10 protein-coding genes, 3 tRNA genes and 1 pseudogene are annotated in these 14,753 nt (G+C 34.1%); 10 read left to right on the top strand and 4 right to left on the bottom strand.

Translation table 11 applies throughout. From position 1 onward, the window contains the following. The first annotated feature begins 37 nt into the window (after positions 1–37). The 4 genes from VIX88_RS06850 (at position 38) to VIX88_RS06835 (ending at position 2,905) form a co-directional block, all read left to right on the top strand. Positions 38–466, top strand: a complete 429-nt coding sequence (locus tag VIX88_RS06850; RefSeq protein WP_214193699.1) for a DUF6646 family protein — start codon at positions 38–40, stop codon at positions 464–466. Between the two features lie 108 nt (positions 467–574). Continuing rightward, the gene (gene rseP / locus VIX88_RS06845) at positions 575–1,906 is read left to right on the top strand and encodes an RIP metalloprotease RseP (protein WP_064969822.1); all 1,332 of its coding nucleotides are present in this window, start codon (positions 575–577) and stop codon (positions 1,904–1,906) included. Between the two features lie 71 nt (positions 1,907–1,977). Beyond that, positions 1,978–2,051, top strand: a tRNA-Asn gene (locus VIX88_RS06840). Between the two features lie 275 nt (positions 2,052–2,326). Continuing rightward, positions 2,327–2,905 carry a phage integrase SAM-like domain-containing protein gene (locus tag VIX88_RS06835; RefSeq protein ID WP_237190229.1) on the top strand — a complete coding sequence of 193 codons (579 nt, stop codon included), beginning with the start codon at positions 2,327–2,329 and terminating at the stop codon, positions 2,903–2,905. Between the two features lie 54 nt (positions 2,906–2,959). Here VIX88_RS06835 and VIX88_RS06830 read toward each other — a convergent pair. The 3 genes from VIX88_RS06830 to VIX88_RS06820 form a co-directional block, all read right to left on the bottom strand. Further along, a tRNA-Val gene (locus tag VIX88_RS06830) sits at positions 2,960–3,034 on the bottom strand. A gap of 3 nt (positions 3,035–3,037) precedes the next feature. After that, positions 3,038–3,115 (bottom strand) — tRNA-Val (locus VIX88_RS06825). Between the two features lie 34 nt (positions 3,116–3,149). After that, the gene (locus tag VIX88_RS06820; protein ID WP_004916273.1) at positions 3,150–4,397 is read right to left on the bottom strand and encodes a bifunctional folylpolyglutamate synthase/dihydrofolate synthase; all 1,248 of its coding nucleotides are present in this window, start codon (positions 4,395–4,397) and stop codon (positions 3,150–3,152) included. A gap of 62 nt (positions 4,398–4,459) precedes the next feature. Here VIX88_RS06820 and VIX88_RS06815 point away from each other — a divergent pair, with 62 nt between their 5' ends. Then, positions 4,460–5,398, top strand: coding sequence for a hypothetical protein (locus tag VIX88_RS06815; RefSeq protein ID WP_324711468.1), 939 nt, complete (start codon positions 4,460–4,462; stop codon positions 5,396–5,398). Here the strand turns inward: VIX88_RS06815 and VIX88_RS06810 are convergent. Next, a pseudogene (locus VIX88_RS06810) lies at positions 5,378–6,257 on the bottom strand (IS982-like element ISRa1 family transposase). The gene VIX88_RS06815 and the pseudogene VIX88_RS06810 sit on opposite strands and share 21 nt — an antisense overlap. A 74-nt stretch (positions 6,258–6,331) precedes the next feature. Between VIX88_RS06810 and VIX88_RS06805 the strand changes: the two are divergent. From VIX88_RS06805 to VIX88_RS06785, 5 genes are all read left to right on the top strand, one after another. Next, a complete protein-coding gene (locus tag VIX88_RS06805) occupies positions 6,332–6,604 on the top strand; it encodes a DUF6630 family protein (protein WP_237190227.1) in 273 nt (90 codons plus the stop codon). Between the two features lie 222 nt (positions 6,605–6,826). Further along, a complete protein-coding gene (gene rimP / locus VIX88_RS06800; protein WP_015345354.1) occupies positions 6,827–7,294 on the top strand; it encodes a ribosome assembly cofactor RimP in 468 nt (155 codons plus the stop codon). Positions 7,295–7,335: 41 nt separating this feature from the next. Beyond that, entirely contained in the window at positions 7,336–8,571 is a 1,236-nt protein-coding gene (gene nusA, locus VIX88_RS06795; RefSeq protein ID WP_004916278.1) for a transcription termination factor NusA, read from the top strand. A gap of 115 nt (positions 8,572–8,686) precedes the next feature. Beyond that, positions 8,687–11,491 (top strand): translation initiation factor IF-2, encoded by a 2,805-nt coding sequence (gene infB / locus VIX88_RS06790; RefSeq protein WP_222535080.1) that lies wholly within the window; start codon positions 8,687–8,689, stop codon positions 11,489–11,491. Positions 11,492–11,800: 309 nt separating this feature from the next. Continuing rightward, positions 11,801–14,743, top strand: a complete 2,943-nt coding sequence (locus tag VIX88_RS06785; protein ID WP_064968591.1) for a SusC/RagA family TonB-linked outer membrane protein — start codon at positions 11,801–11,803, stop codon at positions 14,741–14,743. The last annotated feature ends 10 nt before the right edge of the window (positions 14,744–14,753 follow it).

Here is a 14,753-nt window from a genome sequence, read left to right as displayed (position 1 = left end):
TATTTTTGAGGCTAATTTAAACTAAAAATAGATTCCTATGAAAAAAACAATTTTAATTTTAATGACAGTTGTGCTAGCTCAGTTTTCGTTTGCACAGGCTTGGAATGGAAAAGGAGACCAAAAACTTCAAATAGGACTTTCCGCTTGGGGCTATGGCTCAGGGCTATCTGGTACTTATGACTACGGAGTTACAAATGCTATCTCTTTAGGAGCTGGTGCTCATTTCTATTTCAACAACAAAAAAGACAATGGTTTTTTCTTATTCGGTAGAGCAAATTATCATTTGCAAGACGCCCTTAATCTTCCAGACCAATTAGATATTTACCCTGGCTTAGATATAGGCGTATTAGGACATGGTTTTGGGCTAGGAGCACACATTGATGCAAGATATTTCTTCAATAAAAATTTAGGAGTTTTTGCCGAAATTGGTAATAACGGAGGACTAGGAGTTTCTATCAACTTATAAGTAAGTCCATCAACATCATTAGAAAGAGATTACCTTTGGTAGTCTCTTTTTTATTCTAAATCATTTTAGTTTATTACCTTTGCACGAATTTAAAACAAAAAATACAGCATGGATTTGTTAACCCAAATATTTCAATTTGTTCTTAGTATTTCAATTTTAGTTACCTTGCATGAGTTAGGACATTTTATTCCAGCTAAATATTTTAAGACCAAAGTCGAGAAGTTTTATCTTTTCTTTGACCCTTGGTTTTCTGTTGTTAAAAAGAAAATTGGAGAAACAGAATATGGTATAGGTTGGCTTCCGTTCGGAGGCTATGTAAAAATAGCAGGTATGGTAGACGAAAGTATGGATACCGAACAACTTAAAAAATCAGCACAACCTTGGGAGTTTCGTTCTAAACCTGCTTGGCAAAGGCTTATCATTATGCTAGGTGGTGTTACTGTGAATTTCTTTTTAGCTTGGTTTATTTATTCTTGTCTTAGCTTTTTTAATGGAGAAACTTACCACGATAATAGCAAGTTTGAGGACGGAATAGCCGTAAGTGAGGCTGCCCAAAAGATGGGATTGCAAAATGGAGACAAAATAGTTGCCATAGATGGAAAACCTGCCGAAAGAATGGAAAATTCTATGATAAACTTACTATTATCAAATGAAATTACCGTACTTAGAGAAGGCAAAGAGGTTACTTTTCCTACTAATGAAGATGGTGTAGCAGAAGTTATGAAAGCTAATGAAGTTAGAGCAATCTACTCTGCTAGATTCCCTGTGGTTATAGATAGTATTTCACCCAATAGTCCTGCACAAAAGGCTCAACTTAAAAAAGGAGACAAAATAGTTGGTATAAACAATACTCCTATAAAGTATTTTGACAATCTTGCCTCTATACTTAAAAACCTTAAAAATCAAACGACAGAAATTGAAGTTCTGAGAAATGGAAATCTATTGAAGCAAACTATTACGGTAAATAAGGACGGAAAAATTGGCTTTACTCCCAACGAAGAAGAGAGACTAAAATCACTTAATAGTACATTAGTAAACAAGGAGTACAGTTTACTACAAGCTATACCTAGAGGGCAAGAAAGAACAATAGACGCTCTAGTAATGCAAGTAAAACAGTTCAAAATTATTTTCAACCAAAAGACACAAGGTTATAAAAAAGTGTCTGGACCAATAGGTATCGTTAAAATGATGCCAACCTCTATCAATTGGGAAGCATTTTGGGCGTTTACTGCTATGTTTTCGGTATGGTTGGCATTTCTTAATTTACTGCCTATACCAGGTTTAGATGGTGGGCATGTTATGTTTACTCTATGGGAAGTTATCACAGGAAAACCTGTACCTCAAAAAGTGCTTGAAAATGCTCAAACCATAGGAGTAATTTTTCTTATGGGATTGATGCTACTCATTATTGGAAGCGACATTTTTAAAATTTTTAAATAAATTTTAAAAATAAATTTGGAAGATATTAGAAAAAGTTTCTATATTTGCACCACGAAAAAACAACAAACCATTCCTCCTTAGCTCAGTTGGTTAGAGCATCTGACTGTTAATCAGAGGGTCGCTGGTTCGAGCCCAGCAGGAGGAGCAAAAAGACTTACAGAAATGTAGGTCTTTTTTTTGTTTTGTAGCTCTATATCTGCAAGTTATCTCATAACTTAATGTCTTTCTCATAGTCTTTAAGTCATTATTTCATCCTAGTTTTTTTAGATAAAAAGGCACAAAAAAAGGCATACCCTAATTTTCTAAAAGTCATACCCTCTAAAATCTTATAACAACATGAATAATAATAAATTGAACATACTATTTGTATTGGATAAAGTTAATACAAATTCAAAAGGCATAGCACCTTTAAGGTGCAGGGTGACATATCTACAAGAGAGAAAAGTATTCTCTATAGGATTATTCATCAATCCTAATAATTGGGATAGTAAGAAACAGCTTGCAAAACCACCCAATGAAGAAAACAACTTTATCAATACACAATTAAGCCTGATTAAGAATAACATTAATCAGGCTTTTTTATTCCTTCAAGTTAAGGAAGAAAAATTTGATGTAAATGACATCTATACACAATATAAAGGAGAAACTTTAGCTAGAGAATATGGTGTGTTAGAATATTATGAAATATATCTTGAGAAACTGAAAAAACTTATAGATGTAGAGATTAAAAAGCAGACTTGGGATAAATTCAGCTATATCAGAGATGATGTAAAAGAGTTCATAAAATTTTATTACAAAAAATCTGATATTAAGCTAAAAGATTTAGATTTTAACTTTATTACAGAGTTTGAATATTACTCTAAGACTGAATTAAAGCATCAGCAGGTTACTATTAATAAGTCTTTACAGAGATTTAAAAAAGTAGTTAAACAGGCTGTTATTCAGAAATATTTAGAATCTAATCCTTTTGAAGAACATAATCCAGTAAAGTATTATTGATAGAGGAATGAATAAATAAAAATCTCACATTGTTGTAAGATTTTTATTTTAAAGTGGGTTCTGAGGGATTCGAACCCCCGACCCTCTGGGTGTAAACCAGATGCTCTGAACCAACTGAGCTAAGAACCCTTTTGGTGGGCGATGAGGGATTCGAACCCCCGACCCTCTGGGTGTAAACCAGATGCTCTGAACCAACTGAGCTAACCGCCCTAAATTTCTCATTTGAGTGGTGCAAATATACGAGTTATTTATTAACTGGCAAATTTTTTTCTAAAAAATCTCCTACAACAAAATTACTTCCACCAATAAAAATCATCTCATCTGCTTTGCATAAGCGTTTCGCAGCATTGTAGCCTTCATTTACATCGTCAAAAATTTGGTAGTTTAAACCCTTATTTTGGATTAAATTCTCGTAGTTTTTTGGGGGAAGTCCTCTGTTTATTTGAGGTTTTACAAAGTAATAACAGTCTTTTGGTGAGGTTAGATCGAATACAGGTTCTATTTTTTTATCATTTACGAAGCCTATCACAATATGTTTTTTCTTTGGTATGGCATTCAGTTGTTTAAAAACTTCGGTTAAACCAGCGTGGTTGTGTCCTGTATCGCAGACGACGAGAGGGTTTTTAGAAACCTCAAACCAGCGTCCCATAAATTTGGTATTATTATGAACATTAAGCAGTCCATTCTCAATAGATTGTTCAGAAATTTGGAAGCCTAATTTTTTTAATTCTTGTATAATTTCTATCACAACACGAATGTTTTTCTTTTGACAATCGCCCTTTAAATCAGTTTTGTATGGGGTTGCTATGGAAGTGGCGTCTATGAAATTAGCTTCCTTGGATTGGGCATTTTCTTGTATTACTTTTTTTATTTCTGGCTGTTCTTCGCCGCAGATGATGGTGGTTTTGGGTTTAATTATTCCAGCTTTTTCTGTAGCTATTTCTTCCAATGTCTCTCCTAAAAGGTTTTGGTGATCTAGCGCAATATTGGTAATGGCGGACACTAAAGGAGAGATAATGTTAGTAGCGTCTAATCGTCCACCGAGACCGACTTCTATAATGGCAAAATCTACCTTTTGTTCATAAAAATATTGAAATGCCATTATAGTGGTAAACTCAAAAAAGGAAGGTTTAATATCCTTAGGGAGGTTTTTGAGTTTATTGATAAAATCAAAAACAAAGCTTTTGTTTGCGTTGGTGCCGTTTACTTTTATTCTTTCTGTAAACTCTACGAGGTGTGGGGAGTTGTAAAGCCCCACTTTGTAACCCTGTTCTTGAAGTACGGATGCTAACATATTGCTTGTAGAGCCTTTACCATTAGTTCCGCCTATGTGTATTGTTTTTAATTTGTTTTGAGGGTTTCCGAAAAAATCGCAAAGTTTTTTTATGTTATCTAGTCCTGGTTTGTAAGCTTTTTGTCCATCTATTTGGTAGTTGGGCATTTGTGTGAACAGCCATTCCAAAGCACTTTGATATTCTTCTGTAGTGAACATGATTTATTTTTATTCAAAGATAGATAAATTTTATATTTTTGTGACTGACCTGAAGGTAAAAGATGATTTTAGAAAATTTGAAAAATCTATTTAAAATATTTAAAAAATCTAGGATTAACCCTAAAAGTAATAATATGACTTTAGAAAGTTTTAAAGCTCTTCCTGATATTGTGCGATTTATGGAGGAGCCTGACTGTCATTGGCAACAAAGTATAAAGCCTAATACGCCCCAGTTCAAATCTGATATAGTTTTAGAATATACCTATTATCCTTCGTCTTTTGAAAGTGATAATCCAGAGGAAGATAAAGCTAGTCTAAAAAAGATAAAGGCAAAAAATATATTTGAACCGTATGAAAAAACATTTTTAGAGCCTTTTAATATTGGTTTTTTATCAGATGAAGATAAAAAGAATGATGGCGAATATAACTTGATTTTAATGTATTTTGGAGTTCCATCATTTGGAGAATTTAAAAAATATTTTAAGACATTGGGGCTGATGTTTTATCTGATTCCGTCGTATTATGAAGACGGGACAATGAATGTGGCTGTTTTTTATAATTTAAATCCGTGTCTTCCTCCGTTTGAGACAGTTGTTGAGGCTAAAGTTCTTGATGTGAATACACAAAATGAGTACGAAAAGTACTATTTAAAAGCTTTTACTGAAGCTGTAGAAATTGTTTGTAATGAGTTTGAGATTGTTACAGAGAAAAACCAAGGGAAATTTGTAAAATCAGTAGAAGAAGCTCCAGAAAAACTGCTGGAAGAATTTATAGAAATTGTTGGTGTGAAGGGCTTTCGGAGTGAAGAGGAAATTCAGGTGTTTAAACAAAACTGGCATTTAATTCAAGAAAACCCTGAGAAATATAAAGAGATACTTGTGGATGAAGGTTATTTTGATGAGGATTCTGAGGTGGATATACCTTATTTTACTCAACATTTGCTGTCCGAGTTATTATTGACTTTCAACTCGTTGTGCATTTTAAATAATACTGATTTTTAGATGATTTAATTTTCTTTGGAAGATAAATTTATTGATATATTGAATAACCGTTGCGGCGGTTATTTTACTGATTATCCTTGTTTTAAAGCCTTCAAAAGTTTTAGCATAGTTTCTTTTAATCATAAATTGGTCGCAAAGTTGAGAGAAAAATGTCTCAATTCGTTTTCGCTTTTTCTTGTACAATGAAAATTGAGGAATATAATCTTTCTGATTACTTCTCATTGGTGTATCTAATTTAATATTAGCATAGTTAAATAAATCTATTTGAACTTTTGCTGATAAATAGCCTCTATCTCCAATTAAAGTACAGTTTCGCATTTGCTCACCAATATCTTTTAAATAGTGGATGTCGTGAACGGATGCAGGGCTTATATCAAAATTCTTAATCAACACCATTTAAAGAACATACTGCGTGTAGTTTATAGCCATAGAAATATAATTTCTGTGAAGCACAATAACCATATGTTGGTGAAGAATAGGATTGCTCTTTACAAATTTTTGAACGAGTAGAACGAGCGTTTTCACAAACTTTCATTGGCATGCTATCAACGATAAAAATATCTTCAAACTCATTGAACTCCATCGAAATACGCTGTCTAATTTGCTCTGTTTGTAGGGATAGTCTTCGTTTTCGCTTATTGTAAACACTTCTTTCAATTTTGTTTATCAGAGAGTTTGGCAATTTTCTAAATAACTGTAATTCGCTATCAATACTCAAGTATTCAGCAGTAATATTAAGACTTATGACTTCTAAATCGCTCATTTTAGGTGTTCTTCTCTGATAACTAATCAGTTGATTTTCTGAAAAAAGTCCTAAAACTTCCAAAATTCTTTCATATATTTGCTCTAAGTTGTTCATTTATATCGTTTTATAGCAAAAACAATATACTGATTTTCAGTCTAATAAACAACTCTTGTTTTTTTCATTTCATAATGCACAACGGGTTGACTTTCAATTCCGATTGGAAAGTGGATTATGATGATTTAAGTCAGTTTATTTCCGAAGAAATACAGCAAGAATTTACTATTAAAGATAAAGAAATGTGGCAGATTGCAGAGAAAATAGAAAAAGAATCTGACTTTACAATGCTAAATATTGATACACAGATGGATAGTTATTCGCTTTTTATTTGCGAAAAGTCAGAAAAAGAGAGGATTTTGGAAATTGCAAGAAAGTTAGATTTTCCTATTGAAGCTCATTTTTAGCAAATAGGTAAACAAAATTTATAGAACGGATAGATAAAACTCAGTTGAAAATATTTTGAAATAAAGTATTTGAGCTTTTATTTCAGCAAGTTGAGTGTATTATGTTTTGTGGTGTGATAAAAAAACTGTACCTTTGCAGAGGATTTGCGGGAAATAATGGAAAGGCTTCGAAAGAAAGCCTTTTTTCGTAGTCCTACTATTCAAGGTTTAACAAACAAGAGTATGAGTATAAAAGCACAGGTAGAAACGCTACTTAACGATTTCCTTTCGGAGAGAGAAGATTTATTTTTAATAGATCTTAAAGTGTCGGCAGGAGATGATGTGGTAGTTATTTTAGATGGAGATAATGGAGTTACCTTGCAAGATTGTCTAGATGCAAGTAGAGCTATAGAGTTTAATATGGATAGAGAAGAGCATGACTTTAGCCTTCAGGTGATGTCAGCAGGACTAAGTGAGCCATTGACTCAAATAAGACAGTTTAGAAAAAACATAGGTAGAGATTTGGATATTCTGCTGAATGACTCCTCTAAAATAGAAGGAGAATTGGCTAGGGTTGAAGAGGATAAAGTAGTTTTAATCTTACGCTACCGTAAACCTAAGGAAATAGGTAAAGGTAAGGTAGATGTAGAGGAGGAGAAAGAAATTTTACTTTCGGATATAAAAAAGGCTTTAGTAGCGATTAAGTTTTAGTGTAGTAATCAGTTTAATTGTAATAATAAAGAAGTATATAGATGGATAATTTAGCTTTGATAGAAGCGTTTGGGGATTTTAAAGAAGAGAAGAATATCAGTAAGATTGATTTGATGGCAATCATAGAAGATTCTCTTAAAACCCTTCTAAGGAAAAGATATGATTCTGATGATCATTTTGATGTGATTGTAAATCCAGATAAGGGAGATTTTCAAATTTTTCTTAACAAGACTATTGTAGAAGACCAGATGTCTGAAGATGACGATTTGGAAATAGAAATTTCGGAAGCTAGAAAAACAGATCCTACTTTTGAAGTGGGGGAAGAGTTTACTCAAGAAATTAAAGTATCTCAACTGGGGAGAAGAAATATCTTAACGCTTAAGCAAATTTTAGCAACTAAAATACAGGAGCATCACAATGCTTACTTATATGAACAATTCAAGGATAGAATTGGGGAAATTATGGTGGGAGAAGTTCATCATATCCGTTTCAAGCATGTGATATTATTAGATGATGAGGGCAACGAATATATTTTGCCAAAAGATAAGCAGATACCTTCAGATTTCTTTAGAAAAGGAGATAATGTGAGAGCTGTGATAGAAAGTGTTGATTTTAAAGGAAGTAAGCCTCAAATCACGATTTCTAGAATATCGCCTAAGTTCTTAGAGAGACTATTAGAATTAGAAATTCCAGAAATTCAAGATGGAACCATTATTCTTAAAAAAGTAGTGAGAATACCAGGTGAAAAAGCTAAAATTGCTGTAGATGCTTACGATGATAGAATAGACCCTGTGGGAGCGTGTGTGGGGGTTAAAGGTTCTAGAATACACGGTGTGGTAAGAGAACTTAGAAATGAAAATATAGATGTTATCCAATGGTCTAAAAATCCAGAAATATTGGTTAAGAGAGCTTTGGGTAATGTTACTATAAATAAAATAGACATCAATGCAGAGGAGTCAAAAGCATTGGTATACACGCCTTCGGAGGAGATTGCTAAAATCATAGGTAAGCAAGGTCAAAATATCAAATTAGCTTCTTGGCTATCTGATTATGAAATAGATGTTTACAGGGAAGCTCATGAAGATGATGATGTAGAGTTAGACGAATTTAGTGATGAAATTGAGGATTGGGTGATAGAGACTTTCAAAAAAGTTGGTTTAGATACAGCTAAGAGTATCATAGATAAGGATACGGAGGCTCTAGTTCGTTTGACTGACTTGGAAGAAGAAACAATAGAAGAAGTTAAAAGAATTTTAGCAGAAGAGTTTAACGATTAGTAACTCTTGTGAAACGGAAAACTAAAATGAAGTTAAGCTTCGTTTAAACAATAAATAATTTATAAAATAAAAAGCGAAATAACACCAGTGGTTATTAGCAAATATCAAATACATTATGCCAAAAAATATTAGATTAAATAAAGCAATTAAGGAACTTAATATCTCGGTATCTAGAGCGGTAGAATTTCTAAGAACCAAAAATATAGAGATAGATAGTAATCCAAATGCTCTATTGGCACCAGAGGCATATTCTGCATTGGAAGCTGAGTTCAAAAAAGATGGAGAGCAAAAAAAGGCTTCTAATGAGGTGGTAATTTCTAAAGTTCCAGAGGAAAAGATTGAACTAAAAGAGGAAAAAGCCCCTGAGGTTATAAGAGCCAAGTCTTCTGAAAAACTTGAACCTAAAGTTTTAGGTAAAATAGATTTAGGTCAAAATAAGACAGAAGAAAAAAAGACTGAGGTTAAAGAAGAACCTATAGTAGAGACAGAAGAGAAAGAAGAGCCTGTAAAATTGGAGGCAGATTCTCAAAAGACTGAACTGAAAGTTTTAGATAAGATAGACTTGAGTCAGATAGAATCTTCTAGACCGAAGCCTTCCAAAAAATTAGAAGCTAAGAAAGAAAAAACAGTAGCTAAAAAAGAAGAAAAACCTGAGGTTAAGAAAGAGGAGAAGTCAGCTGTTAAAGTGGAAGAAGTGGTTCAACCTAAAAAAGAGGCAGAGGTTAAAGAGGCAGTTGTTGCGGAAGAGCCTCAAAAAATTGAAACCAACTATCAAAAACTGGAGGGTCCTAAAATTTTAAAACAAACTGTGGACTTATCTCAGTTTGAAACTCGTCCTAAGAAAAAGAAGAGAAAAAGAATTACTAAGGCTACGGACGCTAAACCTGTTCAAGGACAAAATAAAGAGCAAGATAATAAGACTAAAGGTAATAATTCTGGAGGAGCTCGCCCTGACAATAAAGGAAGCCGTGGAGGAAAGAAGAAGAGAGGAGAGAAGACAATGCCTGTAGAGCTTACAGAAGAACAAGTAAAAAATCAAATTAAGGAGACTTTAGAGAAACTAACCAACAAAGGTGGTAAATCTAAGTCTGCTAAATATAGAAAGGAGAAGAGAACTCAGCGTAGAGAGCAAGATGCAGAACAACAAGAGTTAGAGGCTAAGGATAGAACACTTAAAGTAACTGAGTTTATTACGGTGAGTGAACTGGCTAGTCTTATGGATGTATCGCCAATGGAAGTAATATCAGCTTGCTTTGCCTTAGGAGTAATGGTAACAATGAACCAAAGATTAGAGGCAGATACACTAACATTAGTGGCGGAAGAGTTTGGTTTTGATATTGTTTTTGCCGATGCGGAACTTACAGATGATAATGCGGAAGAGGAAGAAGATACAGAAGAAGATTTAGTTCACAGAGCGCCTATCGTAACGGTAATGGGGCATGTGGATCACGGTAAGACTTCGTTACTTGACTATATAAGAAAAACCAATGTTATCGCTGGAGAATCTGGTGGTATCACTCAGCACATCGGAGCTTACAATGTTAAGTTAGAAAATGGGGAACGCATTACATTCTTAGATACACCAGGACACGAAGCCTTTACTGCGATGAGAGCGAGAGGTGCTCAAGTTACCGATATTGCTATCATTGTAATTGCAGCGGACGACGATGTAATGCCACAAACAAAAGAGGCTATCTCTCACGCTCAGGCAGCGGGAGTTCCTATGATTATTGCAATTAACAAGGTGGATAAACCAAATGCTAATCCAGATAAAATTAGAGAGCAGTTATCTCAATTAAATATATTGGTAGAAGAATGGGGTGGTAATGTACAATCTCAAGAAATATCTGCTAAGTTTGGTAATAATGTGGATTTACTTTTAGAAAAAGTATTGATACAGGCGGAACTTTTAGAGCTTAAAGCTAATCCTAATAAGCGTTCTAACGGAGTTATTATAGAGGCTGCCTTGGATAAAGGTAGAGGTTATGTAGCTACAATGCTTGTTCAGGCAGGTACACTTAAAGTGGGAGACTATGTCTTAGCTGGTAAAAACCACGGTAAGGTGAAGGCAATGCTAGATGAAAGAGGTAATAATATGGAGGAGGCAGGACCTTCTATCCCTGTAACTATCTTAGGTTTAGACGGAGCACCTACTGCGGGAGATAAGTTTAAAGTTTATGAAGATGAAAGAGAAGCTAAAAACTTAGCGAATAAGAGAGAACAGCTTCATAGAGAGCAGTCTATAAGAACTAAGAAACATTTAACATTAGACGAAATAGGAAGACGTATCGCTTTGGGCGACTTCAAAGAGCTTAATATTATCCTTAAAGGTGATGTGGATGGTTCTGTGGAAGCACTATCTGATATGTTACAAAAACTATCTACTGAGGAAATTCAAATCAATATATTACACAAAGGCGTTGGTCAAATTACAGAGAGCGACATCTTATTGGCAACTGCTTCAGACGCTGTAGTTATTGGCTTTAATGTAAGAGCGGGAGCAAACGCAAAAGATTTAGCGGACAAAGAAGAGATAGAAATAAGAACTTACTCTGTCATCTACGACGCCATAGACGATGTTAAGGAAGCTATGGAAGGAATGCTTTCTCCTGAAATTAAAGAGCAAGTGGTGGGTAATGTTGAAATTAGAGAAGTGTTTAAGATTTCTAAAGTAGGCTCTATTGCAGGGTGTATGGTACTTACAGGTAAAGTTACTAGAAACTCTAAGATAAGACTTCTAAGGGATGGTATTGTGAAGTTTGATGGCGAACTTGAGAGTTTAAAACGCTTTAAAGATGATGTTAAAGAGGTTGCCAAGGGCTACGAATGTGGGCTTAACCTTAAAGGCTATAATGATATAGAGGTTGGAGATATCTTAGAAGTTTATGAACAAGTAAGTGTTAAGAAAAAATTGAAGTAATATAAGTTTTTATTTTCACGATTTAATATAAAGGGGCTCAGTTGAATTTACTGGGCCTCTTTTTTATTAATTTATAATGAATCTAAATTGTGATTATTTTAATATTATGATAATAATGATAATTTAATTTTAAATTGTTGATTATTAGGTTTTATTAAATTGTTTGTGATATAATCCTTAAAAATAGACTTGTTTTTTGATGAAAATGTATAGTGTTTTTAGGTGATAAGTAATAAAAAAAGCTGATTTATTTGTAAATATTAAGAATTATTAACATATTTGCCAGGTATAATATTAAATTTTGTTAATATGAATGTGAAATTAAGGGTGCTTACTGCTGGAGCTGTTTTCTTTATAGGAGCTCAAAGTGTAGTAGCACAAAAAGCAAAAAAAGACACGGTAAAAGAGATTGAAGAGGTGGTTATGGTGGCTTATGGTAAGCAGACTAAAGAATCCTTAACGGGGTCAGTGTCGGAAGTTAAGGCCAAGGATATTAAGGATATCACAACTGCTAATGTTGTTCAAGGTATGACTGGTAAAGTAGCTGGGGTGCAAATTGCTACAACCAATGGTTTGCCAGGAGAAGAGCCTACAGTTAGATTTAGGGGGGTTGGTTCTATCAATGGTTCTGCAACACCCTTGTATGTGGTGGATGGGGTTCCTTTTAATGGGAATATAGCAGCTATTAATAATGCGGATATAGAGTCAATGTCTTTCCTAAAGGATGCTTCTGCAGCAGCACTTTACGGAAGTAGAGGTGCTAATGGGGTAGTTATCATTACAACAAAAAAAGGAAAACAGGGTAAAACAAGATATTCATTTGATATGAAATCTGGGGTTTCAGATAGAGGAGTTCCTGAGTATAATATTTCTAGAAGCCCAAGTCAGTACTATGAGTACTATTACAATGTTTTGAGAAATCAAGAGATTCACGGAGGAGCTACACTAGCTGATGCTCATAATTCTGCTGTTGCAGGCTTAATTGGTGGTGCTAATGGTTTAGGATATAATATTACAAATGTAGCTAATGACCAAATAATCACAGCTGATGGTAAGTTTAACCCTAATGCTTCTGTTTTATACCAAGAAGATTGGGCTAAGACTTTATTCCAAAAAGGGTTTTATACTAATACATTCTTTAGTGCATCTGGTGCTACTAATGCAACTTCTTTCTACTACTCTTTAGGATATGAATCCAACGAGACTTATATGACTAATGCTAAGTTTGATAAGGTAACAGCTCGTGTTAAGGCAGATTCTAAGTTAGGAGAAAAACTTAAGTTTGGAGGTAATTTGTCTTATTCTAATATGGTACAAAATGTTCCTGATGGATTTAATGGGACAACAAGTTACTCTAATCCGTTTCGGTTTTCTAGGTATATTGCTCCTATTTATCCAGTTTACGCTTATGCAGCAGATGGGACACCAATATATACTACGTCGGGAATTAGAGCTTTTGATGATGGAACTGGGAGGATAGCTCCTTTTGTTAGGCCTTATGCTCAGTTACAGAACCCTTATGCAACTGCTTTATATGACATAAAGACAAGAAAAACTAACCAAATTTTTGCAAGTGGTTACGGTACTTACTCTATTCTTGATGGTTTAGATTTTACATATACTGTAACAGGAGAGTATAATAACTTGAGAGGCTATTCCTTTGATACTCCACTGTATGGAGATGCGGTAGATGATAATGGTAGAGTTTATAACTGGAACAATATTACTGTTGCTTTAACTCAACAGCAAATGTTGACCTATAATAAGAAATTTGGAAACTTAGGAGTTGAGGCAATGTTGGGGCATGAAACATTGAAGAGACAGTTTGATACAATGTCAAATTATATGAAGAACGGAGGGTTACTGGATAGCCCTTATGCAAACCATTTTTCTGTAATTGCTGATGCAAGTGGATATGGTAGACCTTATGCTTTAGAAGGGTATTTAGCTAGGTTAAACTTAAATTATGCAGGCAAGTACTTTCTTAATGCAAATGCAAGGAGAGATGGTTCTTCTAGGTTTCACCCAGATAATAGATGGGGTAATTTCTACGGGTTTGGTGCTGCATGGGTAGTTTCCAAGGAGAAATTTTTAGCAAATTTATCTTGGTTAAACAAATTTAAGCTTAAGGCCTCGTATGGAGAACAAGGAAATGATAACTTAGATCAGTATGGGAATAACTCTTTCTATGACTTGCCGTACAAGGATTACTATAGAAGAGTTACAATGACTACTGTTGCTGATATGTCAGTATTGCCTGCAACTACAGTTTATAGAGGTAATAAAGATATTACTTGGGAGAAAAATGCTAATTTAAACGCAGGTTTTGAGCTGTCCTTATTTGGAAATAGATTAAATATAGATGCGGAGTATTTTAGAAGAAAGTCTTTTGATATGCTTTATACAAGACCTCTTCCTTTACATCAAGGATTAACTGTGATACCTGATAACTTGGGAGATATGGAAAATAAAGGGGTAGAAGTTACAGTTTCAGTAGATGCTATCAAAACCCAAGATTTTAATTTATCTTTCAATGTCAATGGAACCTCTTTAAAGAATAGAATACTGAGATTGCCTAATACACCTCTTGTTAGTGGAAACTTTATTCTTGAAGAAGGGGGAAGTATGTATACATGGAGAATGAGGGAGTTTGTAGGAGTAAACCCTGATACAGGAGCAGCATTGTTTGCCGTTTTGAAAGCAGATGGTACAAAAACAACTACTGAAACTTACTCAGATGCTACTCTTATAAATACAGGTAAAACCTCTGTGCCTAAATATTATGGTGGATTTGGTATAAATACTTCATACAAGAACTTTGATTTTACGGCTAATTTTGCTTATCAGTTAGGAGGATGGGGATATGACTATGAATGGATGGGACTCATGGGAGCAGGAAGAGGACAAAATTTCCACTCAGATTTTTATAATACTTGGTCAGTAGATAATAAATCAGCTAATCTGCCGGTTGTTTTACCAGAGAATGACAAGCTTTATTATGGTATGTCTACCATGGGGTTAATAAAGTCTGACTATTTGTCTTTACAAAATGTAAGTTTAGGTTATACATTTGATAGAGATCTTATTAATAGCACAGGGATAGATAGATTAAGAGTTTATATAATGTCTGATAATGTTCACGTATGGTCAAAAAGAAAAGGATATGATCCAAGAATGTCTTATACAGGATCTGCTAGCAGCTCTTTTTCACCTCTTAGAACAATCGCTTTAGGATTGAATGTTGGTTTTTAGATTAAAGATT

The organism is Riemerella anatipestifer (assembly GCF_035666175.1).
Classification (GTDB): Bacteria; Bacteroidota; Bacteroidia; order Flavobacteriales; family Weeksellaceae; genus Riemerella; species Riemerella anatipestifer_D.
This window is presented reverse-complemented; position numbering and strand designations above follow the sequence as displayed.